Source organism: Paracoccus litorisediminis (assembly GCF_009711205.1).
Classification (GTDB): Bacteria; Pseudomonadota; Alphaproteobacteria; order Rhodobacterales; family Rhodobacteraceae; genus Paracoccus; species Paracoccus litorisediminis.
The window spans coordinates 25,267-45,668 of the sequence record NZ_WMIG01000004.1; the positions used below are offsets into that span (position 1 = coordinate 25,267).

General features: G+C 66.1%; 22 protein-coding genes. 6 read left to right on the forward strand and 16 right to left on the reverse strand.

Going from position 1 to position 20,402, the window contains the following annotated elements:
* The first annotated feature begins 1 nt into the window (after position 1).
* Entirely contained in the window at positions 2-604 is a 603-nt protein-coding gene (gene recR, locus GL300_RS10125; RefSeq protein ID WP_155039521.1) for a recombination mediator RecR, read from the forward strand.
* A gap of 145 nt (positions 605-749) precedes the next feature.
* On the opposite strand, the gene GL300_RS10130 is transcribed toward recR, so the two are convergent.
* The 4 genes from GL300_RS10130 to GL300_RS10145 all read right to left on the reverse strand — a co-directional run bounded on the left by GL300_RS10130 (position 750) and on the right by GL300_RS10145 (position 5,061).
* Positions 750-1,196, reverse strand: coding sequence for an Hsp20 family protein (locus GL300_RS10130; protein WP_155039522.1), 447 nt, complete (start codon positions 1,194-1,196; stop codon positions 750-752).
* A gap of 114 nt (positions 1,197-1,310) precedes the next feature.
* Positions 1,311-2,591, reverse strand: a complete 1,281-nt coding sequence (glcF, locus tag GL300_RS10135) for a glycolate oxidase subunit GlcF (protein WP_155039523.1) — start codon at positions 2,589-2,591, stop codon at positions 1,311-1,313.
* Between the two features lie 6 nt (positions 2,592-2,597).
* Positions 2,598-3,626, reverse strand: a complete 1,029-nt coding sequence (locus tag GL300_RS10140) for an FAD-binding protein (protein WP_155039524.1) — start codon at positions 3,624-3,626, stop codon at positions 2,598-2,600.
* Complete coding sequence (locus tag GL300_RS10145; protein ID WP_155039525.1) at positions 3,616-5,061, reverse strand: FAD-linked oxidase C-terminal domain-containing protein; 1,446 nt, start codon at positions 5,059-5,061, stop codon at positions 3,616-3,618. The genes GL300_RS10140 and GL300_RS10145 overlap by 11 nt, the downstream gene beginning before the upstream one ends.
* Before the next feature lie 127 nt (positions 5,062-5,188).
* Here GL300_RS10145 and GL300_RS10150 point away from each other — a divergent pair, with 127 nt between their 5' ends.
* The gene (locus tag GL300_RS10150) at positions 5,189-5,893 is read left to right on the forward strand and encodes a DUF599 domain-containing protein (RefSeq protein ID WP_155039526.1); all 705 of its coding nucleotides are present in this window, start codon (positions 5,189-5,191) and stop codon (positions 5,891-5,893) included.
* On the opposite strand, the gene GL300_RS10155 is transcribed toward GL300_RS10150, so the two are convergent.
* From GL300_RS10155 to GL300_RS10200, 10 genes are all read right to left on the reverse strand, one after another.
* A complete protein-coding gene (locus tag GL300_RS10155; RefSeq protein WP_155039527.1) occupies positions 5,855-7,051 on the reverse strand; it encodes an MFS transporter in 1,197 nt (398 codons plus the stop codon). The genes GL300_RS10150 and GL300_RS10155 overlap by 39 nt on opposite strands.
* Before the next feature lie 108 nt (positions 7,052-7,159).
* Positions 7,160-7,942 carry a crotonase/enoyl-CoA hydratase family protein gene (locus GL300_RS10160; RefSeq protein ID WP_155039528.1) on the reverse strand — a complete coding sequence of 261 codons (783 nt, stop codon included), beginning with the start codon at positions 7,940-7,942 and terminating at the stop codon, positions 7,160-7,162.
* Complete coding sequence (locus GL300_RS10165) at positions 7,939-8,793, reverse strand: hydroxymethylglutaryl-CoA lyase (RefSeq protein WP_155039529.1); 855 nt, start codon at positions 8,791-8,793, stop codon at positions 7,939-7,941. The genes GL300_RS10160 and GL300_RS10165 overlap by 4 nt, the downstream gene beginning before the upstream one ends.
* Positions 8,780-9,445, reverse strand: coding sequence for a glutathione S-transferase family protein (locus tag GL300_RS10170; RefSeq protein WP_343042981.1), 666 nt, complete (start codon positions 9,443-9,445; stop codon positions 8,780-8,782). Before GL300_RS10170 ends, GL300_RS10165 begins: the two co-directional genes overlap by 14 nt.
* On the reverse strand, positions 9,438-11,363 hold the full coding sequence (locus GL300_RS10175) for an acetyl-CoA carboxylase biotin carboxylase subunit (protein ID WP_155039531.1): 1,926 nt from the start codon (positions 11,361-11,363) through the stop codon (positions 9,438-9,440). The genes GL300_RS10170 and GL300_RS10175 overlap by 8 nt, the downstream gene beginning before the upstream one ends.
* 79 nt (positions 11,364-11,442) lie before the next feature.
* Positions 11,443-11,943, reverse strand: a complete 501-nt coding sequence (locus tag GL300_RS10180; protein ID WP_155039532.1) for an O-acetyl-ADP-ribose deacetylase — start codon at positions 11,941-11,943, stop codon at positions 11,443-11,445.
* Positions 11,940-12,314, reverse strand: a complete 375-nt coding sequence (locus GL300_RS10185) for an ASCH domain-containing protein (RefSeq protein WP_155039533.1) — start codon at positions 12,312-12,314, stop codon at positions 11,940-11,942. The genes GL300_RS10180 and GL300_RS10185 overlap by 4 nt, the downstream gene beginning before the upstream one ends.
* A gap of 3 nt (positions 12,315-12,317) precedes the next feature.
* Complete coding sequence (locus GL300_RS10190) at positions 12,318-13,922, reverse strand: carboxyl transferase domain-containing protein (RefSeq protein WP_155039534.1); 1,605 nt, start codon at positions 13,920-13,922, stop codon at positions 12,318-12,320.
* The gene (locus GL300_RS10195) at positions 13,919-14,377 is read right to left on the reverse strand and encodes a lysozyme inhibitor LprI family protein (RefSeq protein ID WP_155039535.1); all 459 of its coding nucleotides are present in this window, start codon (positions 14,375-14,377) and stop codon (positions 13,919-13,921) included. The genes GL300_RS10190 and GL300_RS10195 overlap by 4 nt, the downstream gene beginning before the upstream one ends.
* Entirely contained in the window at positions 14,374-15,519 is a 1,146-nt protein-coding gene (locus GL300_RS10200; protein WP_211595042.1) for an isovaleryl-CoA dehydrogenase, read from the reverse strand. The genes GL300_RS10195 and GL300_RS10200 overlap by 4 nt, the downstream gene beginning before the upstream one ends.
* A 169-nt stretch (positions 15,520-15,688) precedes the next feature.
* Here GL300_RS10200 and GL300_RS10205 point away from each other — a divergent pair, with 169 nt between their 5' ends.
* A complete protein-coding gene (locus GL300_RS10205) occupies positions 15,689-16,225 on the forward strand; it encodes a histidine phosphatase family protein (protein ID WP_246195143.1) in 537 nt (178 codons plus the stop codon).
* On the opposite strand, the gene hemC is transcribed toward GL300_RS10205, so the two are convergent.
* Positions 16,226-17,173 carry a hydroxymethylbilane synthase gene (gene hemC, locus GL300_RS10210; protein WP_211595032.1) on the reverse strand — a complete coding sequence of 316 codons (948 nt, stop codon included), beginning with the start codon at positions 17,171-17,173 and terminating at the stop codon, positions 16,226-16,228. It lies immediately after the preceding gene.
* 75 nt (positions 17,174-17,248) lie between these two features.
* Here hemC and hemE point away from each other — a divergent pair, with 75 nt between their 5' ends.
* Complete coding sequence (hemE, locus tag GL300_RS10215; protein WP_155039537.1) at positions 17,249-18,277, forward strand: uroporphyrinogen decarboxylase; 1,029 nt, start codon at positions 17,249-17,251, stop codon at positions 18,275-18,277.
* A gap of 1 nt (position 18,278) precedes the next feature.
* Positions 18,279-19,157, forward strand: a complete 879-nt coding sequence (locus tag GL300_RS10220) for a DMT family transporter (RefSeq protein WP_155039538.1) — start codon at positions 18,279-18,281, stop codon at positions 19,155-19,157.
* On the opposite strand, the gene GL300_RS10225 is transcribed toward GL300_RS10220, so the two are convergent.
* Positions 19,144-19,740, reverse strand: a complete 597-nt coding sequence (locus GL300_RS10225) for a LysE family translocator (RefSeq protein WP_155039539.1) — start codon at positions 19,738-19,740, stop codon at positions 19,144-19,146. The genes GL300_RS10220 and GL300_RS10225 overlap by 14 nt on opposite strands.
* Before the next feature lie 81 nt (positions 19,741-19,821).
* Here GL300_RS10225 and GL300_RS10230 point away from each other — a divergent pair, with 81 nt between their 5' ends.
* Positions 19,822-20,286, forward strand: coding sequence for an Lrp/AsnC family transcriptional regulator (locus GL300_RS10230; protein ID WP_246195144.1), 465 nt, complete (start codon positions 19,822-19,824; stop codon positions 20,284-20,286).
* Positions 20,287-20,402 lie beyond the last annotated feature (116 nt).

The window sequence follows — 20,402 nt, forward strand, 5'->3', positions numbered from 1 at the left end:
CATGGCCACTGGCCCCGGCGACGACATCGAGACGCTGATCACGACGATGGCGCGTCTGCCGGGGCTTGGCCCCCGCTCGGCGCGCCGCGTCGTCCTGCACCTGATCCGCAAGCGCGCGGGCCAGATGGCGCAGTTGGCCAGCCTCATGGCCAATGTCGCCGAAAGCGCCCGCGAATGCGTGGCTTGCGGCAATATCACCCAATCCGACCTCTGCCCGATCTGCACCGATCCCGCCCGCGCCACCGGTGAGATCTGCGTGGTGACCGAGGTCGCGGATCTATGGGCCTTGGAACGTGGCCGCGCCTTCAAGGGCCGCTACCATGTGCTGGGCGGCAGCCTGTCAGCGCTGGACGAAATAGGTCCGGACGATCTGCGCATCCCGCAACTTATCGCCCGCATCGCGGACGAACATGTTTCCGAAGTCATCCTCGCCCTCTCGGCCACGGTCGAGGGCCAGACCACCGCGCATTACATCGCCGACAGCCTGGCCGTGACCGGTGTCACCATCACCGGCCTTGCCCAAGGCGTCCCGATCGGGGGCGAACTCGACTATCTCGACGACGGCACCATCACCGCCGCCCTGCGCGCCCGCCGCAAATTCTGAAACGACAAAAGGCGCTGCATCCGGGATGCAACGCCTTGATTTCACCGTTCCACAAATATCCTAGAGGGTGAGGCTTGGCCGGAAAAAGTCCGGGGGACCTTTTCCAAAGCCGAACGGGGGCAATGCCCCCGCCGCTAATCCCCGATCAGGAATTCAGCTTCTCGACCGCCTTCAGCGTCTTCGCGATCTCGATCCGGCGCGGTTTCAGCGCTTCGGGGATCTCGCGGATCAGGTCGATGTTCAGCATCCCGTCCTCATGGCTCGCGCCATCGACGCGGACATGATCGGCCAAGGTGAAGCGGCGCTCAAAGGCGCGGGTCGCGATGCCACGATGCAGGAAGGTCCGGCCTTCGTCCTCGGCGGATTTCCGGCCCGAGACGATCACCGCACCGTCCTTGACCTCGACATTCAGATCATCGGCACCAAAGCCTGCAACGGCAATCGAGATGCGATAGGCATTCTCGCCGGTCTTCTCGATATTATAGGGGGGATAGCTCGCGATATCGGCCGACAGGGCACGGTCCATGACGTCAGCCATGCGGTCAAAACCGACCGAGGCACGATAAAGCGGGGTCAGATCAAAGTTGCGCATTTTCGCATCCTTCTTCAAGCGATACAAAGGCTTGCCCCCCTATGCGGGCGGGCAGGTCCGTCGGCGCCCTTGGGCCCTCCGACAAGACTTAGCTAGGAATGCGCGGGCCCCGTTTCAAGCCTCGGCCAAGGCGCGGGGCTTTGGTCCGCCCGTGGCCCAATCCAGCAACTCGACCGTATGGACGACCGGCACGCCGGTGCCCGATCCGATCTGCATCATGCAGCCGATATTGCCGGCCGCGATCACCTGCGGCGAGGTCGCCTCAAGCGTTGCGACCTTGCGGCGCTTGAGTTCCCCCGACAGTTCCGGCTGCAGCAGGTTGTAGGTCCCTGCCGATCCGCAGCACAGATGCGGGTTTTCCGGCTCAACCACGTTGAAACCTGCCTTTGTCAGCAGCGTCTTGGGCGTGGTCTTGATCTGTTGGCCATGCTGCAGCGAACAGGCCGAGTGATAGGCGACGCGCAGCGCATCGGTCTTGCCTTCGGGCAGACCATGCGCGTCCAGAAACTCGGTCACGTCACGCGCCAGCCGCGCCACACGCTCGGCCTCGGGCTGCATCGGATCGCCTGCGAAGATCTTGCCGTAATCCTTGACCGTGGTGCCGCAACCCGAGGTGTTGATGATGATCGCGTCCAGTTCGCCCGCCGCCAGAAAACCACGAATGGTGGCGCGGGCGGAATGCAGCGCGTCCTCTTCGCGGCCCATGTGATGGGTCAGCGCGCCGCAGCAGCCGAAGGCCTCGGGGATCACCACCTCGCAGCCCGCGCGGCGCAGCAAACGGATGGTCGCGTCGTTGATATCGGTGTTCAGCGCCCTTTGCGCACAGCCGGGCATCAGGGCCACCCGCGCCCGCCTCGTGCCAATGGGCGCGAAGACCTGCCCCTGATCGTTGCGGCTGACCGGCGGGATCTGTTTCGGCGCCATCGCCAGCATCGCCCGCAGGCGCGGATCAGGCATCAGCCCGGCGAATGGCCGCGCGATCTTGGCGCCCAGCAGCGCCAGCCGGAAGCGCCCCTGATAGGGCAGCACCTTGGCCAGCATCCAGCGCAGGGCGCGATCCCGCCACGGGCGGCGATAGGTCTTTTCGACATGGATACGGGCATGATCGATCAGATGCATGTAATCCACGCCCGAGGGGCAGGTGGTCATGCAGCTAAGGCAGCTGAGGCAACGATCCAGATGCTTGACGGTTTTTTCATCCGCGTCGCGGCCGTTTTCCAGCATGTCCTTGATCAGGTAGATGCGGCCCCTCGGGCTGTCGAGTTCGTCCCCCAGCACTTGGTAAGTGGGACAGGTCGCCGTGCAGAAACCGCAATGGACGCAGGCACGCAGGATCTTGTTCGAGCGCGCGACCAGCGGGTCTTTCAGCTGCTCTTCGGTGAAATTCGTCTGCATGGAACCCTAGCTGGCAAAAATCCGGCGAGGGTCAAACCGCTCGCTCAGGCTGGCATTGAGGCGCGCGACCACCGGGTCGGGCAAAGGCAGGGTCAGGGCCGCGGCCCCGCTGACGCGGGTCGCATGGCCCGACCATTTCGGCAACGCGGGCACCTCACCCGCAGGCAGGGCCACCCAGATCAGGCTGCCACCCCAGTCGACCGCCAAGGGTTGTGGCAGGGTCGTCAACAGCGCGGGCGCCTCGGACGGGCGGCAGATGATGCGCCATAGATCGCCTTCTGGCGCGGTGGGAACCATGCGGGACCAGCTTGCGCCATCGCCCTCGGCCACTTCGCCAAAACCCGCCAGTTTTTCAGTCAAGGCGCGACGACGGATGGCAACCGAGCCTTCCAGCCCCTCGATACGGATCAGCGCACCCTGCCCCGGCAACCATGCCGCGCCCGAGACATCGTAGGGCCCGGTCAGCGCGGTGGTCAGCGCGGCGACCGACCCCGCCGCATCCAAGCCCGGCAGGGCCAAAGTGGCCACGCAAGGCGGGATTGGCGCGGTTTTCAGGGCCACCTCGGTCAGCACGCCCAGACGCCCCCGCGATCCGGCCATCAGCTTGACCAGATCGTAGCCGGTGACGTTCTTCATCACCCGCCCGCCATTCTTGACGATCTCGCCCTGCCCGTTGACATAGCGCACGCCCAGCAGCGCGTCGCGGCAGGCCCCCGCCTGCACCCGGCGCGGACCCGAGGCATTGGCCGCGACCACGCCCCCGATGGTCGAGCGGGGACGGGCATCGGGTTCAAAGGCCAGCATCTGGCCCTCGGCAGCCAGCGCTGCCTGCACCTCGGCCAAGGGCGTGCCGGCCCGCACCACCAGCGTCAGCGCGGCGGGCTCATAAAGCACCACCCCGCGCAGGCCCGAGACATTCAGCCGCTCGCCCTGCCCTTCGCCGGGATTGAGCCGCGTCCCGCCGCCGATCGGCGACAGGGGCGCGCTGGCAGAACGGATCAGTTGGGACAGATCGTCCTCGGTTTCAGGCCGCATTGCGGATGCCCTCGCGACGGGGGGCCGACACGGCCAGCGGAAAGACCTTGGCCGCATTCAGCAGCCAATGCGGGTCGAAGACATCCTTGACCCGCATCTGCGCCTCAAGGTCGATATCGGTGAACTGGGTCGTCATCAGCTCGCGCTTCTCAACGCCGACGCCATGTTCGCCAGTCAGGCAGCCGCCGACCTGAACGCACAGCTTCAGGATCTCGGCCCCCAGCGCCTCGCAGCGTTCCAGATCGCCGGGCTGGTTGGCATTGTACAGGATCAGCGGATGCATGTTGCCGTCGCCCGCATGGAAGACATTGGCCACGTCCAGCCCGAATTTCGCCGACAGACGCGCGATTCCGGCCAGAACCTCGGGCAGCGCGCTGACGGGAATGGTCCCATCCAGACACATGTAGTCGTTGATCTGCCCCATCGCGCCAAAGGCCGATTTCCGGCCCAGCCAGATGCGGCGGGATTCGTCCTCGGATTTGCTTTCGCGGAACTCGATCGGGGAAAAGCGCGCCGCAATATCCCCGATCAGGCGCAGCTGTTCGTCGATCTCGGGGGGCGTGCCCTCGACCTCGATGATCAGCAGGGCCTCGCAATCGGGGTAGCCGGCATGGGCGAATTCCTCGGTGGCGCGGATGCAGGGGCGGTCCATGAATTCGATGGCGACGGGCAACACGCCAGCGCGGATAATGGCAGCGACGCAGGCCCCGGCGGTTTCCGAGGCGTCAAAGGCGACCAGCACGGGACGCGCGCCTGCGGGTTTGGGCAGGATGCGCAACGTCGCCTCGGTCACGATGCCAAGCTGGCCCTCGGACCCGCAGACGACGCCCAGCAGATCCAAGCCCGGTGCCTCACCCATCGGGCCGCCCAACTCGATGACGGAGCCATCCATCAGGACCACGGTCACGCCCAGTAGATTGTTGGTGGTGACGCCGTATTTCAGGCAATGCGCCCCGCCGGAATTCATCCCGATATTGCCGCCGATGGCGCAGGCCAACTGGCTAGAGGGATCGGGCGCGTAAAAGAAGCCCGAAGCGTCCACTGCACCCGACACCGACAGGTTCGTCCGCCCGGCCTGCACGCGGATGAAACGGTCCTCAAGGCTGGTCTCCAGCACCGCGCTCATGCGCGACAACCCGACGACCACGGCATCTGCCGTCGGCATCGAGCCACCCGCCAAGCTGGTCCCCGCACCGCGCGGCACGACCGGCACGCCCATGTCATGGCAGATGCGCAGGACGGCGGCGACTTCCTCGGTCGTGGCGGGCAGCACCACCGCCAAAGGCGGGCAGCGATAGGCCGACAGCGCATCGCATTCATAGGCGCGCGTCTCGGCCGGGTCGTCGATGACCGCGCCGGGCACGACCTGACGCAGCCGCGCGGCGATGGCCTCGCGGCGTGCAATGACGCGCGGATCGGGCTGGGGCATCTGCATCAGATGCGCGCCCTGTTCCTGTTCAGGATTGCCGCCATTTGCCTCCTCCAACGCAATGGTAACATTGACTGGATAGACCTGCGGCAATGCTCTGGCAACCGCCGAACGGCGCGGCTAGTCTGGCGACATGGAAAGCAGCAGCGCCCTGATCTCTGGTCCCTTTACCGCAGCCGATCTGGCCGCGGTGGCATGGCTTTTCGTCACCTGGTACGCGGTCGGCTGGTTCACCGAGCACCCGCCCAAGCACTACCCGTCGGTTTCCGTGCTGATGAAGGAATACCGCCGCGAATGGATGCGGCAATTCGTGACGCGCGAACCGCGGATCTTTGACGGCAATATTCTTGCCTCGCTGCGCGAGGGAACGGCGTTTTTCGCCTCGGCCTGCCTGATCGGCATTGGCGGCGGGCTGGCGCTGATCGGCAATACCGAACAACTGGCCGGCGTCGCGCGGCAATTCGACATGGAGCATGTCCCGGCGCTGAAATGGGAAATCAAGATCGTCGTGGCGCTGTTTTTCGTCGCCAATGCCCTGCTGCGCTTCATCTGGTCGCATCGGCTGTTCGGCTATTGCGCGATCATGATGGCCGCCGTCCCGAACAAACCGGACGACCCCCATGCGCTGCCCCGCGCCCTGCAAGCGGCCGAGATCAATATCACCGCCGCCAAAAGCTTCAATTCCGGGCTGCGCTGCGTCTACTTCTCGTTGGGCGCCTTGGGATGGCTCGCCGGACCGCTCTGGCTGTTCATCGCCACGATGGCGGTGCTGGCCATCTCGATCCGGCGGGAATTCGCCTCAGGCTCGCGCCGGGTAATCCTCGAGCGGCTGCCCTGAGGCCCGCGCCTGCCACCAGGCGATTGCAAGAACCACCAGACCCGCCAGCGACAGTCCGACGCCGACCAACCCCGAGGAACGCCAGCCCCAGCCTGCGGCCAGCGCCATGCCCGCCAGCCACGGACCCAGTGCATTCGCGGCGTTGAAGGCGGCATGGTTCATTGCGGCGGCCATGGATTGCGCCTCTCCGGCGACCTCCATCAGGCGGGTCTGCAACGGCACCGCCATCGAGGCCCCGACCCCGATGATGAAGGACGATGCGATCATCAGCACCCAGTTCCCCACCGCCAACGAGGCGATACCCTGCGTCAGCGCCATGAAGACCATCAGGACAAAGGCCGCGCGGAACTCGCCCAGCCGGATTGTCAGCCTTGCCGCGCCGATGCTGCCGATCGTCATGCCGACGCCAAAGGCCGAAAGCAGCGCCGCGACCGCCCATGACGGCGGATTGGTCGTCGCCAGCATCGCCGCCGAAAGGAAGGAATAGACTGCAAAGACGCCGCCACAACCGACCGCGCCGACCAGCAGGGTCAGGATCACGGCGGGGTTCTTCAGCGCTTTCAATTCGCCCAGCGGATTGGCCTTGGCCGGTGCACCGACGCGCGGCGCCAGGCGCAGGATCAGCCAGCCTGCGATCAGCGCCAGAACGCCCGGCAGCGCAAAGCCCCAGCGCCAGCCCAAGCCCTGCCCCAGCACCCCTGCCAGCGGAACCCCGGCGATATTGGCGATGGTCAGGCCCAGCAGCACCTGTGTCACGCCCTTGGCCCGCTGCTCGCGCGGCAGGGCATCGGCGGCAAACAGCATGGCGACGCCCAGATAGCCGCCATGCGGCAGACCGGCCAGAAAGCGCGTGAAGACCAGCGTGCCATAGCCCGGCAGCACCGCTGCCAGCAGGTTCATCACGCCGTAAACCGCGATCAGCCCCGCCAGATAGCGCCGGCGCGGCAGCCTGGCCCCCAGGATCGAGGTGATCGGCGCGCCGACGACCACGCCCAGCGCATAGGCACTGATGACATGGCCCGCCTGCGGCTCGGTAATGCCCAGATCGCTGGCATACCAAGGCAAAAGCCCCATTGCAGCGAATTCCGAGGTGCCAATGGCGAAGGATCCCAGCCCAAGAGCAAGGATGGCAAGTTTCAGGTGCGGCTGGGGCGGCATGGCGTCACATTCCGGGACTTTGAGGGGAGGGGTAGGTTTGCGATAACAGATCGCCCCTTTCCCTGTCAGTGCGCCCCCGGACAGGCCAGCCTTGCGCCTAGCGCATGGCTAGCTTTGCCATGCCGGTTTTGTCTTAGCAAAGAAGGCGTTGATGCCTTGCTGCGCCTCGTCCCCCTCCCAGACAGCAACCAGCGCATCGATGGTGCTGTCGATCACATCCGCGTCGATACGCGGACCAAGGCTGCGCGCAAGGCGTTTCGCCGCCGCCACCGCGCCGGGCGCGCAGGACAGGTAGGGGGCGATTTCGGCCTCAACCGCCCCGTCCAGCGCATCAAGCGCGACGACCTTGGCGATCAGGTCCAGCCGCGTCGCCTCTTCGGCGTCAAAGGTGCGGCCCGACATGAAAACGCGCCGCGCCTTGCCCTCACCCAGACGCGCCAGCACATAGGGGCCGATGGTCGCGGGGATCAGACCCAGCCGCGTCTCGGTCAGGGCAAAGCGGGCCTGCGGGACCGCCAAGGCCACATCGCAGACCGAGATCATGCCGACGCCCCCGCCAAAGGCATTGCCTTGGACCCGCCCGATCAGGGGCTTGGGCAAGGTGTTCAGCGCGTTCAGCATCATCGCAAGTTCCCGCGCCCCTGAACGGCGCGTGTCCGAATCCGCAGCCATCTGGTCCTGCATCCAGCCCAGATCGCCGCCCGCGCAGAAGGTCTTACCCTCGGCCGCCAGCACCACCACGCGCACGGCGGGATCGGTGCCAAGGATCTGCGCGGCTTCGGTCAATTCGCGGATCATCTGCGCCGACAGGGCATTGTGCTTGTCAGGCCGTGCCAGCCACAGCGTCGCCACACCGCGCGCGTCGGTGTCGATGCGGATTGTTTCCATCATTCCCCTCCTCGCAGGGCGCGGGCCATATCCGCAGCCTGTTCGATCACGGCCATGTCCAGTCCGGTGTCATAGCCCAGCGCCGCCAGATGCGCGGCCACGGCTTCGGTCGCGACATTGCCCTTGGCACCCGGCGCATAGGGACAGCCTCCAAGCCCGCCGACGGCGGCGTCAAAGACCCGCAACCCGCGCGCAAGGCTTGCGTCAATATTCTGCAGCGCCCGGCCCGCCGTGTCGTGGTAATGCCCCGCCAGCTTTTCGGCGGGCAACTCATCCAGCACCGCCGACAGCATGGCGTCGATGGTTTCCGGACGACCCTGCCCGATCGTGTCGCCAAGGCTGATCTCGTAGCAGCCCATGTCGCGCAAGGCCGCCGCGACGCGGGCGACATTGCCGGGCGGCGTCGGCCCATCATAGGGACAATCCGTCACCACGCTGACATAGCCCCGGACCGAAATGCCATCGGCCAGTGCCGCCTGTGCCACCGGGGCGAAGCGCTCCAGACTTTCAGCGATGGTCGCATTCAGGTTGGCTTTGCTGAACCCTTCCGAGGCCGAGGCAAAGATCGCGACCTCATCCGCACGCGCAGCACGCGCGCCCTCATAGCCCTTCATGTTCGGGGTCAGCACTGCATAGCTGACGCCGGGGGCACGGGTGATCCCCGCCATGACCTCAGCCGCGTCACCCATCTGCGGGACCCATTTCGGAGAAACGAAGCTGGTCACCTCGATCCGGCGAAAGCCTGCGCGGGACAGCAGGTCGACCAGCGCGATTTTGTTCGCCGCCGGGATCAGGCGTCTTTCGTTCTGCAGCCCGTCGCGCGGGCCCATCTCAAAAATTTCAGCGCGTTGCATCGGGAATCTCGTAGAATTCTCGGGTATAGATCAGGGGCGTTCCGGGCGCCGGCAATGCCGCCTGAAAAGCTGGCCGTGCAGCGCAGCGAGCGGCATAGGCGGCAAGTGCCGGGCGTGCGCTGAAGCGCACGAAACGGGCGGCAAGCCAAACCGAATAGCCGATCTGGCAATCGACACCCGAGAACTCCCCCAGCAGCCAGTCGCGATCCTCAAGCACGGCTTCGACCAGCCCCAAAGCGCGGGACAGCCGCGCGGCCTCCAGCTTCATCACCGTGGGCGAGCGCTGCCAGTCTTCGCGCAGCATGATGTGATGCTGGGTCAGGTTCGCCAGATGCTGACCCAGAGTTTCCCCGAAATGCAGCCAGTCCAGCCATGCGGCGCGGTCCGACGCACCCGGCGCGCGGGCAAGATGCGGCGCGCGGGTCTCGCACAACCATTCAGTGATCGCGCCGGATTCGTGCAGCGTGACGGGGCCATCCTGTAGCGCCGGGACCCGCCCGACCGGGTGGATTCCGGCATAGGGCGGCTGGCGCATCGAGCCGTCGAAGAAATCCAGCGCCTCTACCCGGAAATCGCAGCCGATCTCATGCAGCAGCCACAGCGCCCGCATCGAGCGTGACAGCGGCACATGCCACAGGGTCAGGTCAGTCACTTTCTTCCTCCAGTCGGACCAGCGGGGCACCTGCCTCGACCTGATCGCCCGCCTGCACCAGCACCTCGGCCACATGGCCGTCGCGCCCGGCTGTCAGGCTGTGTTCCATCTTCATTGCCTCGAGGATCGCCAGTCGATCACCCGCCGCGACCTGCTGTCCGGCGGTCACGAACACCGCCTTGACCAGCCCCGGCATGGGCGAGAGCGTCAGCCCTCCTCCGGTCTCGGCCCCGCCGCGCGCCAGTGGATCCAGCGGGGTCAGCGTCAGCGAGCGCCCGCCAAAGACGCTGGTTCCCGCCGCATGGGACACGATCCGCGCCCGTCGAGGCCGGCCATCCACCCACCAGCGTCCGCCCTCATATCCGATCTCATGCGTTGTGCCGTCCAGCGTGACGCGGGCTGCGCCGGGACCAAGAACCTCCAGCACCGCCTCTCCCCCATCCCATGCGATGGTGCGGCGCAGGGGTTGCCACAGGGTGATCCCGCCCCGGATCATCGGATCATCCAGCCCGGCAAGACCAAGCACCGCAAGCGCCCGCGTCCCCGGATCCGGCTCGGCGGCCTTGACCAGCGCGGTCAGGTCGCGGGCGATCAGGCCGGTATCCACCTCGCCCTTGCCAAAGCCCTCGTGCCGGGTCAGCGCGATCAGGAAGTCCAGATTGGTGACCGAGCCCGCAACCTCGGTGTCGCAAAGCGCCGCCTCCAATGCGCGCAGGGCGATGGCGCGGGTGGCACCATGCGTAACGACCTTGGCGATCATCGGGTCATACCACGGGCTGATCTGGTCGCCGGGGCGGACGCCAGACTCGATGCGGGCCTGAGCGGGGAAATGCAGATGTGCCAGCGTACCCGTCGCCGGCAGGAAGCCTGCCGGCACATCCTCGGCGTAAAGCCGCGCCTCGAAGGCATGGCCCTTGATCGAGAGTTGCGCCTGCGATGCGGGCAGCGGTTCACCCGAGGCCACGCGCAGCTGCCATTCGACCAGATCCACGCCGGTGATCAGTTCGGTCACCGGATGTTCGACCTGAAGGCGGGTGTTCATCTCCATGAACCAGAAACCGTCGGGGCGAAGGCCGTCGCGGCCATCGACGATGAATTCGATGGTGCCTGCGCCCGCGTAATTTATCGCCTCGGCGGCACGGACCGCCGCGGCACCCATGGTGGCGCGCATGTCATCGGTCATGCCGGGGGCCGGGGCTTCCTCGATCACCTTCTGGTGGCGGCGTTGCAGCGAGCAGTCGCGTTCGAAGAGGTGGACCGCGCGTCGGCCGTCGCCAAAGACCTGCACCTCGATATGGCGGGGCTGCTGTATGTATTTCTCGATCAGGACCGAGGGGTTACCGAAGGCGGTGGCGGCTTCGCCCTGCGCGGATTGCAGAGCGGTGGCGAAATCGGCGGGGTCTTCCACCAGCCGCATGCCCTTGCCACCACCGCCCGCGACGGCCTTGATCAGCACCGGGTAGCCGATTTGATCCGCCTGATAGGCGAGGTGATCCGGGTCCTGATTGGCGCCGTGACAGCCCGGAACGACGGGGACGCCCGCCTGCTGCATCAGCACCTTGGCGGCGTCCTTGAGGCCCATCTGGCGGATCGCTTGCGCCGAGGGGCCGATGAAGATCAGGCCCGCTGCGGTGACGGCATCGACGAAATCCGGATTCTCGCTCAGAAAACCGTAGCCCGGATGGATCGCCTGCACGCCGGTATCAAGCGCCGCGCGGATGATCGCGTCGCCGCGCAGGTAACTGTCACGGGGCGCGGGGCCTCCGATATGGACGGCCTCATCGGCCAGCGCGACATGGCGGCTGCCACGGTCGGCATCGGAATAGACCGCGACGGTGCGCACCCCCAGCCTGCGGGCGGTGTCGATGACGCGGCAGGCGATCTCGCCGCGATTGGCGATCAGGATTTTCTGGAACATGCGGCATCCCGGTTGCTGGGCCCCGAGCCGGGGGTTTCACACCCCCGGACCCCCGTGGGGTATTTCTGAAACGAAGAAATCATCCGAGCGCTCCGGACAGGACACTGGCCGTCTGCGCGTCGAAGGCGACCAGCGTGACGGTCAGGCCAGCGCCATGGCTGCGGATGGTCTGAACGGCGATGCTGGCGGCGCGGTCCGGCGGGAAGCCGTAGATCCCGGTCGAGATCGCCGGAAAGGCAATGGTGATCAGCCCGTGCTGATGGGCGATAGCCAGACTGGAACGGTAGGCCGAGGCGAGAAGGTCATCCTCGGACGCATTGCCGCCCTGCCAGACCGGGCCGACGGTATGGATGACATGGCGGGCAGGCAGATTGTAGCCGCCGGTGATCCGGGCCTGCCCTGTCGGGCAACCGCCGAGTTTACGGCATTCCTCCAGAAGGCCGGGACCGGCGGCGCGGTGGATTGCGCCATCGACGCCGCCACCACCCAGCAGAGTCCGGTTCGCGGCATTGACGATGGCATCGACCCCAAGCGTGGTGATGTCGCCCTGCCAGACACGGATCAGGGGCTGGGCGGTCATGCCAGCACCTCGACCAGCCGGAAACGCTCGCAGACCAGCACCATATCCGGGTCATAACCGCCATTGCGGCTGAAATAGGCGATGTGGGCCTGACGCCAATAGTCGAAATCGCCTTCGCCCTCGGCCAGGGCGAAATCCTCGGGGACATCGCAGAAGCGGCGGAGCGTGACCTCGGTGGTTTCGATGATCAGGGCCGGGTTGCCGTCCCAGTCCAGCGCCACGTCGCGACGGCCCACCTGCGGTACGGGCTCGGCATCGTCGAAATCGCGCAAGGCGCCGCAGGTGGCGGTCTTGGCACCAGAGCGGACCAGCGCCAGAAGCTGGTCGCACAGCTCACGCGAGTCGCCGAATTTAAAGCTGACCTGTGTCATCCGTCACATCCTGAAAATGCCGAAGCGGGTCGGCTGGATCGGGGCGTTCAGGCTGGTGCGCAGCGACAAGGACAGCACATCGCGGGTCTTGCGTGGGTCGATCACCCCGTCGTCCCAGAGCCGGGCCGAGGCGTAAAGCGGGTGGCTTTGGCGCTCGAACATCTCGATGGTGGGGCGCTTGAACTCGGCTTCGTCCTCGGGGGACCATGTGCCACCCGCACGTTCAATACCGTCGCGGCGGACGGTGGCCAGCACCCCTGCCGCCTGTTCGCCCCCCATGACCGAGATGCGGGAATTCGGCCATGTCCACAGGAAGCGCGGCGAATAGGCGCGGCCCGACATGCCGTAATTCCCCGCGCCGAAGCTGCCGCCCACCAGCATGGTGATTTTCGGCACATTGGTCGTCGCCACCGCCGTCACCATCTTGGCACCGTGGCGCGCAATGCCTTCGTTTTCGTATTTGCGCCCGACCATGAAGCCGGTGACGTTTTGCAGAAAGACCAGCGGGATGTTCCGCATCGAGCAAAGCTCGATGAAATGTGCGCCCTTCTGCGCCGCTTCGGAAAAGATCACGCCGTTATTGGCGACGATGCCGATGGGGCAGCCTTCGAGATGGGCAAAGCCCGTGACCAAGGTCTCGCCGAAGCGGGCCTTGAATTCGTCAAAACGCGAGCCGTCGACGACGCGGGCGATCACCTCGCGGATGTCATAGGGGGTGCGCAGATCGGCGGGGACCACGCCGAGGATGTCGTCCGGGTCATAGGCGGGGGCCTCGGGTGATTGCCATTGCACCGTTTGCGGCCGGGTGTGGTTCAGGTTGCCGATGGCGCGGCGGGCGATGGCAAGGGCATGGGCATCGTCCTCGGCCAGATAATCGGCCACGCCTGACAGGCGCGTATGCACATCGCCGCCGCCCAGATCCTCGGCGCTGACCACCTCGCCGGTGGCGGCGCGGACCAAAGGCGGGCCTGCCAGAAAGATCGTGCCCTGATTCTTGACGATGATGGTCACGTCGGACATGGCCGGGACATAGGCCCCGCCCGCCGTGCAGGACCCCATGACCACCGCAATCTGCGGGATGCCCATGGCCGACATCTGCGCCTGATTATAGAAGATGCGCCCGAAATGGTCGCGGTCGGGAAAAACCTCGTCCTGATTGGGCAGGTTCGCGCCGCCGCTATCGACCAGATAGACGCAGGGCAGATGGCATTCCTGCGCGATCTCTTGCGCGCGCAGGTGTTTCTTCACCGTCATCGGGTAATAGGTGCCACCCTTGACCGTCGCGTCATTGGCGACAACCATCACGTCCTGACCATGAACCCGGCCAATGCCTGCGATCACCCCGGCACAGGGGGCCGCGTCATCATACATGCCATGGGCCGCCGTTGCGCCGATTTCCAGAAAGGCAGAGCCGGGGTCCAGCAGGTTCGCCACCCTTTCGCGCGGCGGCATCTTGCCCCGGCTGACATGGCGTTCCAGCGCCTTGGCACCGCCCCCCGCCGCCGCACTCAGCGCGGCCTCGCGGATGGTGGACAGCGCGGTCAGATGCGCCTCGCGATTGGCGCGGAACGTATCCGAGGACGGCAGGGCATTGGATGAAAGCTTCATGGTTCCCGCATGTTCCTGAGTTCAAGGGCACGGTGCGCCGTATGCTGCATCCGGCAATTGGCCGAGGCGATGCTGCGCATGCTGCCGCCCTCAAAACGGTCATAGGCGATCTGGCAATCGGCATCGCGCAGCGCGATCCAGCCCCGCTGCGCGGCCTGCAACTGATCGCCGATGCCGGGAATCTTGGCGAACTGGTCGCGGGTCGCCTTATATTCGCGGTTCAGGATCGTGTCCCATTCCGCGGCCTCGGCCATGGCGCAACTGCTGATACCGACGGTGGTCGAGCCCACCTTAGCCTCGCAGATCCCGGCGGCCATGCCGATGCAGTCGGGATCGACCGCGCCGGGCGGGGCCTTGTCGAAACAGGCCGCGATCACGGATTTGTCGACCTGCGCGTCCTGCGCCCATGCCGACACGGGCAGCAGGGCCAGAACCAAGGCGAAATGCACCCTCATGCCAGATCCATCAGTTGGCGGCCGATCAGCATGCGGCGGATTTCGGATGTGCCGGCGCCGATCTCCATCAGCTTGGCGTCGCGGAACAGGCGGCTGACGGTGCTGTCGTTCAGGAAGCCCGCGCCGCCCAGTGCCTGCACCGCCTGATGGGCCTGCACCATGGCCTGCTCGCTGGCGTAAAGCACCGCGCCCGCCGCATCCTGACGGGTGACGCGGCCCGCATCGCAGGCACGCGCGACCTCATAGACATAGGCCCGTGCGGTGTTCAGCGCGACATACATGTCGGCGATCTTGCCCTGCATCAGCTGGAACGATCCGATCGGCTGGCCGAATTGCTTGCGGTCGCGGACATAGGGGATCACCTCGTCCAGGCAGGCGGCCATGATGCCGGTCCCGATGCCCGACAGCACCAGCCGTTCGTAATCCAGCCCCGACATCAGCACGCGCACGCCGCGCCCCTCGCCGCCCAGCACGTTTTCGAACGGCACTTCGCAGTTTTCAAAGATCAACTCACCGGTATTCGAGCCGCGCATGCCCAGCTTGTCGAAATGCGGGCTGGTCGAGAAACCCGCCATGCCACGTTCCACGATGAATGCGGTGATGCCCTTGCTGCCCGCATCCGGGTCGGTCTTGGCATAGACGACCAGCGTATCGGCGTCGGGCGCGTTGGTGATCCAGTATTTGTTGCCGTTCAGCACGTAGCGGTCATTGCGCTTTTCCGCCCGCAGCTTCATCGAGACGACATCGCTGCCCGCGCCTTCCTCGGACATGGCCAGCGCGCCGACCGTCTTGCCGCTGCACAGGCCGGGCAGGTATTTCGCGCGCTGCTCATCGGTGCCGTTCAGCTTGATCTGGTTCACGCACAGATTCGAATGCGCGCCATAGGACAGGCTGATGCTGGCGCTGGCGCGGGCGATTTCCTCGGTCGCGACGACATGGGCCAGATAACCCATGCCCGCCCCACCCCATTCCTCGGGGACGGTGATGCCCAGCAGGCCCAGCTCGCCCATTTCCGACCATAGATCGTTGGGAAAGGCGTTCTGGCGGTCAACCTCGGCGGCAATGGGTTTCAGCCGCTCCTGCGCCCAGCGATGTACCATCTCGCGCAGCGCATTCACGTCCTCGCCCAGATCGAACTCCATCCCCGAAGTGAACAACCGCCAACCCTCCCATTTATTGAACAAGTGTTCATTTAATCTGTTTATGAGGGCCCCGCCCGCCCCCGTCAAGGCATCTGGATGCTGCGCCGCGCCCCCTGAGTCGGGCAAGCCCGCCGTTGACTTGTGCTGGCCGCCGCGCGATCTCATGCAGATGAGCCAGACCGCCCGCCTGCTGATCGCCCGACATGCCCCATTGGCCCAACCGGGGCTGGCGGGACGGCGGGATGTGGCGGCGGATTGCTCGGACCGGGCGGCGCTGGACTGGTTGCGCGGGCAGTTGCAGGCGGAGCAGGTCTGGTCCAGCCCCGCCCTGCGCTGCCGCCAGACCTGCGACGCGATGGGGTTCGGGCCGCAACTCATCCCCGCGCTGTGGGAGCAGGATTTCGGCAAGTGGGAGCGGGACGGAGCGCCCGATCTGGGCGAGCTGTCACCAGAGGCGCTGGCCGCCCATCGGCCCGATCAGGGCGAAAGTTTTCTGGACATGGCCGCGCGGGTGCAGCCGGTTCTGAACGCGGCGCGCGGAACCGTCGCCATCATCGCCCATGCCGGCACGGTGCGCGCGGCGCTGGCGATGGCGGTTGGCCCGAGCGCGCTGTCATTCTCGGTGGCGCCGCTATCGCTGACGATCCTCATCCGCCATCCGGGCGGCTGGGCCGTGGAATGCGTGAACCGGCTGGCCCCCGGCTGATTACGCAGGCTTCCAGTCGAAAAAGTCCGAAGGCGCGCGGGACAGCAATTCACTGGCCAGATCCTCGCCCATGGCGGGACCGTCGGCGGGATTACCGAAGCGCTCGGCGGCAATGACCTCGCCCCCATCGGGGCGCAGGATCTCTCCGCGCAGGCGCAGCCCACCCTCGAACAGTTCGGCCAGCCCGGCAATGGGGGTCTGGCACGAGCCGTCGAGGCGGCGCAGGAAGGCGCGCTCGGCCTCGACCCGCAGGGCCGAAGGGGCGTGGTTGATCGCGGCCAGCAGCGCGGCCGCACGATCGTCCAAGGCGCGACGTTCGACACCGATGCAGCCCTGTGCCACGGCGGGCAGCATGTCGTCAGGCTCAACCGCGCCGCGTGCGACATGGGTCATGCCCAGCCGTGCCAGACCCGCCATGGCAAGAAAGGTCGCAACAGCAACGCCATCTTCAAGCTTTTTCAGACGTGTCTGAACGTTTCCTCGAAACTCGACCAGTTGCAGGTCGGGCCGTCGCGCCGCCAATTGCGCCCGACGGCGCAGGCTGGATGACCCCACCACCGCACCCTGCGGCAGGTCGGCGATGCTGGCAAAATCCCGCGACACAAAGGCGTCGCGCACATCCTCGCGCGGCAGGTAGCAATCGATCAGCAGGCCATCGGGCTGAACCGTCGGCATATCCTTCATCGAATGCACGGCGATGTCGATTTCGCCCGCGGTCAGGGCGTCCTCGATCTCGCGCGTGAACAGGCCCTTGCCGCCGATCTCTTTCAGCGGGCGGTCCAGCACGCGGTCGCCGGTGGTCTTGATCACCACGATTTCGAATGCATCCAGCGGCAGGTCATGCGCCGCCATCAGCCGGTCGCGGGTTTCATGCGCCTGTGCCAAGGCCAGCGCCGAGCCGCGCGTGCCGATGCGTAAAGGGGTCCGGGGGTCGGGCATCTGGGTCATGCACAAGGGCTTAGCGCCCGCCCGCGCCCTTGACAACGGGGACACGCACGCCATGAAGGCCCGAGCGAGGTGAACATGACCCAGAAAACCATCCTGCGCGCCCTTGCGGGCGAACGCCTGCCTACCCCTCCGGTGTGGATGATGCGCCAGGCTGGGCGCTACCTGCCCGAATACCGCGCCACCCGCGCGCAGGCGGGTGACTTCCTGTCGCTGTGCTACAACCCGGATCTGGCCGCCGAAGTGACGCTGCAGCCGATCCGCCGCTACGGTTTCGACGCGGCGATCCTGTTTGCCGACATCCTGCTGATCCCGCAGGCGCTGGGGCTGGACCTGTGGTTCGCGACCGGCGAAGGGCCGCGCCTGTCCACCATCACCCACGCCGATCAAGTCGCCGCACTGAAGCCCGTGGACGCGATCCACGAGACGCTTTCCCCGATCTATGAAACCGTCCGCATCCTTGCCCGCGAATTGCCGCGCGAAACCACGCTGATCGGCTTTGCGGGCGCTCCTTGGACGGTCGCGACATACATGATCGCCGGTCGCGGCACACCCGACCAAGGCCCGGCCCATGCCTTCAAGGCTGCGGACCGCGCCGCCTTCTCGGCCCTGATCGACCGCGTGACCGAGGCGACCATCGCCTACCTCTCGGCCCAGATCGAGGCCGGGGCCGAGGTCGTCAAGCTGTTCGACAGCTGGGCCGGATCGCTCAAGGGACAGGATTTCGACGATTTCGCGCTGGAACCCGCCCGCCGCATCATCGCCGCGCTGAAGGCCAAGCACCCCCATACCCCGATCATCGCCTTCCCGCGCGAGGCTGGCCCCCGCTATGCCGGTTTCGCCCGCGCGGTCGGGGCCGATTGCGTGGCGCTGGACAATTCCGTCAGCGCGGATTGGGCAGCAGCCGAGGTTCAGACGGACGGCTGCGTGCAGGGCAATCTGGATCCGCGGCATCTTGTCACGGGCGGCGAGGCGCTGGCGACCGAGACCCGGCGCATCGTGCAGGCCTTCTCGAACGGGCCGCATATCTTCAATCTTGGCCATGGCATCACCCCCGATGCCGACCCGGACAACGTCCACCGCATGCTGGAAGCGGTCCGGGGCTGATATGCTTTGGATTGCGGCCACGCTGATCGCCTCGGCGGCGCAGACGGCACGCAATGCCGCCCAGCGCGGGCTGACCGCCCAAGTCGGCACGATGGGCGCAACGGCGGTGCGCTTCATCTTTGGCCTGCCCTTCGCGGCGGCCTTTCTGGCGCTGTGGTCGCTGTGGAAGCCGATCCCCCTGCCCGACCTGACGGTGCTGGGCTGGGTGGTGCTGGGCAGCACCGCCCAGATCGCGGCGACGGCGCTGATGCTGCTGACGATGAAGACCCGCGGCTTTGGCGTCACCACCGCGCTGCTGAAGACCGAGCCGGTGACGCTGGCGCTGATCGGCGCACTGATCCTGTCCGAGCCGCTGGGCCCGGCGCGGCTGGCCGCGATTGGAACCGCAACCCTTGGGGTCATGCTGATCTCGGGCACCGACTGGCGCGGCGGCGGATGGCGCGCGGTCACTCTCGGCATCGGTGCAGGCGTGCTGTTCGGTCTGTCGGCGATCGGGTTCCGGGGCGGAATCCTTGCCTTGCCGAACGGGGATCAGGCCACCCGCGCCGCCACCGTGCTGCTGATCAGCCTGTCGCTGCAAAGCCTGATCATGCTGATCTGGCTGGGGGCAGCGGATCGCCGCGCTCTGACCGGCATTGCCCGCAACTGGCGGGATTCGCTGCGCGCAGGATTTCTGGGCGCTTTCGCCTCACTGTTCTGGTTTCTGGGCTTTGCGCTGACGGCTGCGGCCAATGTGCGAACCTTGGCCTTGGTTGAGGTTCTGATGGCGCAACTGGTATCCGGTCGCATCCTGCGCGAGGGCACGAGGCCACGCCAACTGGTTGGCATGGCCATGGTCGTGGCGGGCGTGGCTGGTTTGATCGCGGTCAGTGCCCGGTGATCACCGGCAGGACCGACAGGATCAGCAGCCCGGCCATTGCCCAGTTGAACAACCGCAGCCGCCGCGGATCTTGCAGGACGCCGCGCAACCCCTGCCCCATTGCCGCCCAGATCGCGACCGACGGCAGGTTGACCAGCGTAAAGACCAGCGCCACGGCGAACTCTCCGCCCGCCCCGGCCGAATAGGCCGAGAGCGCCCCCAGCGCCATCATCCACGCCTTGGGATTGACCCATTGAAAGGCGCAGGCCGCCAGAAAGCTCATCGGCCGGGCGGTGCTTGCAGCGGAATCGGATTGCGGCGCAGCCGATCCCGCGATCTTCCATGCCAGCCATAACACATAGGTAAGGCTAACCCACTTCATCACTTGCGCGATGGCCGGGTTGGCGGTGATGATCTGCGCAATCCCCAGCCCGAGGAGAGCCACCATCGCCCCGAATCCCAGCGCCACCCCCAGCATATGCGGCAGCGTCCGGCGCAAGCCGAAATTCGCCCCCGAGGCCATCAGCATTAGGTTGTTCGGCCCCGGCGTGACCGAGGTCACGAAGGCAAAGGCGACAAGGGCAAGAAGGACGTGTTGGGACATGGGATGGATCTCTTGGGTTGAGATGCAATTCTATTACAAATCGCCTGCAATTTTTGATCAGAGATTTTCCAGAGCAATCATATGATGCAACCAGATACCGACACCGATGCGATATCCGCACGGATATTGCAGATCCTTTCCCGCAATGGACGCATCCCGAATCAGCAGCTCGCCGCCGAAATCGGCCTGTCCCCATCGGCCTGCCTGCGCCGGGTTCAGGAACTGGAGCGCCGCGGTGCGATCACCGGCTACCGCGCGGTCATTCACCCCTCGGCCCGAGAGGCGGGCTTCACCGCCTATGTCACGGTGGGCCTGTCGCGCCATTCGAATGAGGCCCAGCAGGCGTTCGAGCGTGCCTGTCTGGCCTCGTGGCAGGTCCGCGAATGCCACAACATCACCGGATCGGTGGAATACCTGCTGCGGGTCGAGGTCCGCGACCTTGAAGCCTATCGCCGCTTCCACACCGAAGTGCTGGGGGCCTTTCCGCAGATATCGACAATCACCACCCATGTCGTGATGAACTCGCCCAAGGATGACCGCGCCTGATCGGCAAGTCTGCCGCGGATTGAACCGCCGCAGGGGTATTTAAGAAACGGTGAAATTCAGGCGTCGCGGCCCGCCATTCACCGTTTCCCAAATACCCATATCGCAACGCCGGCACG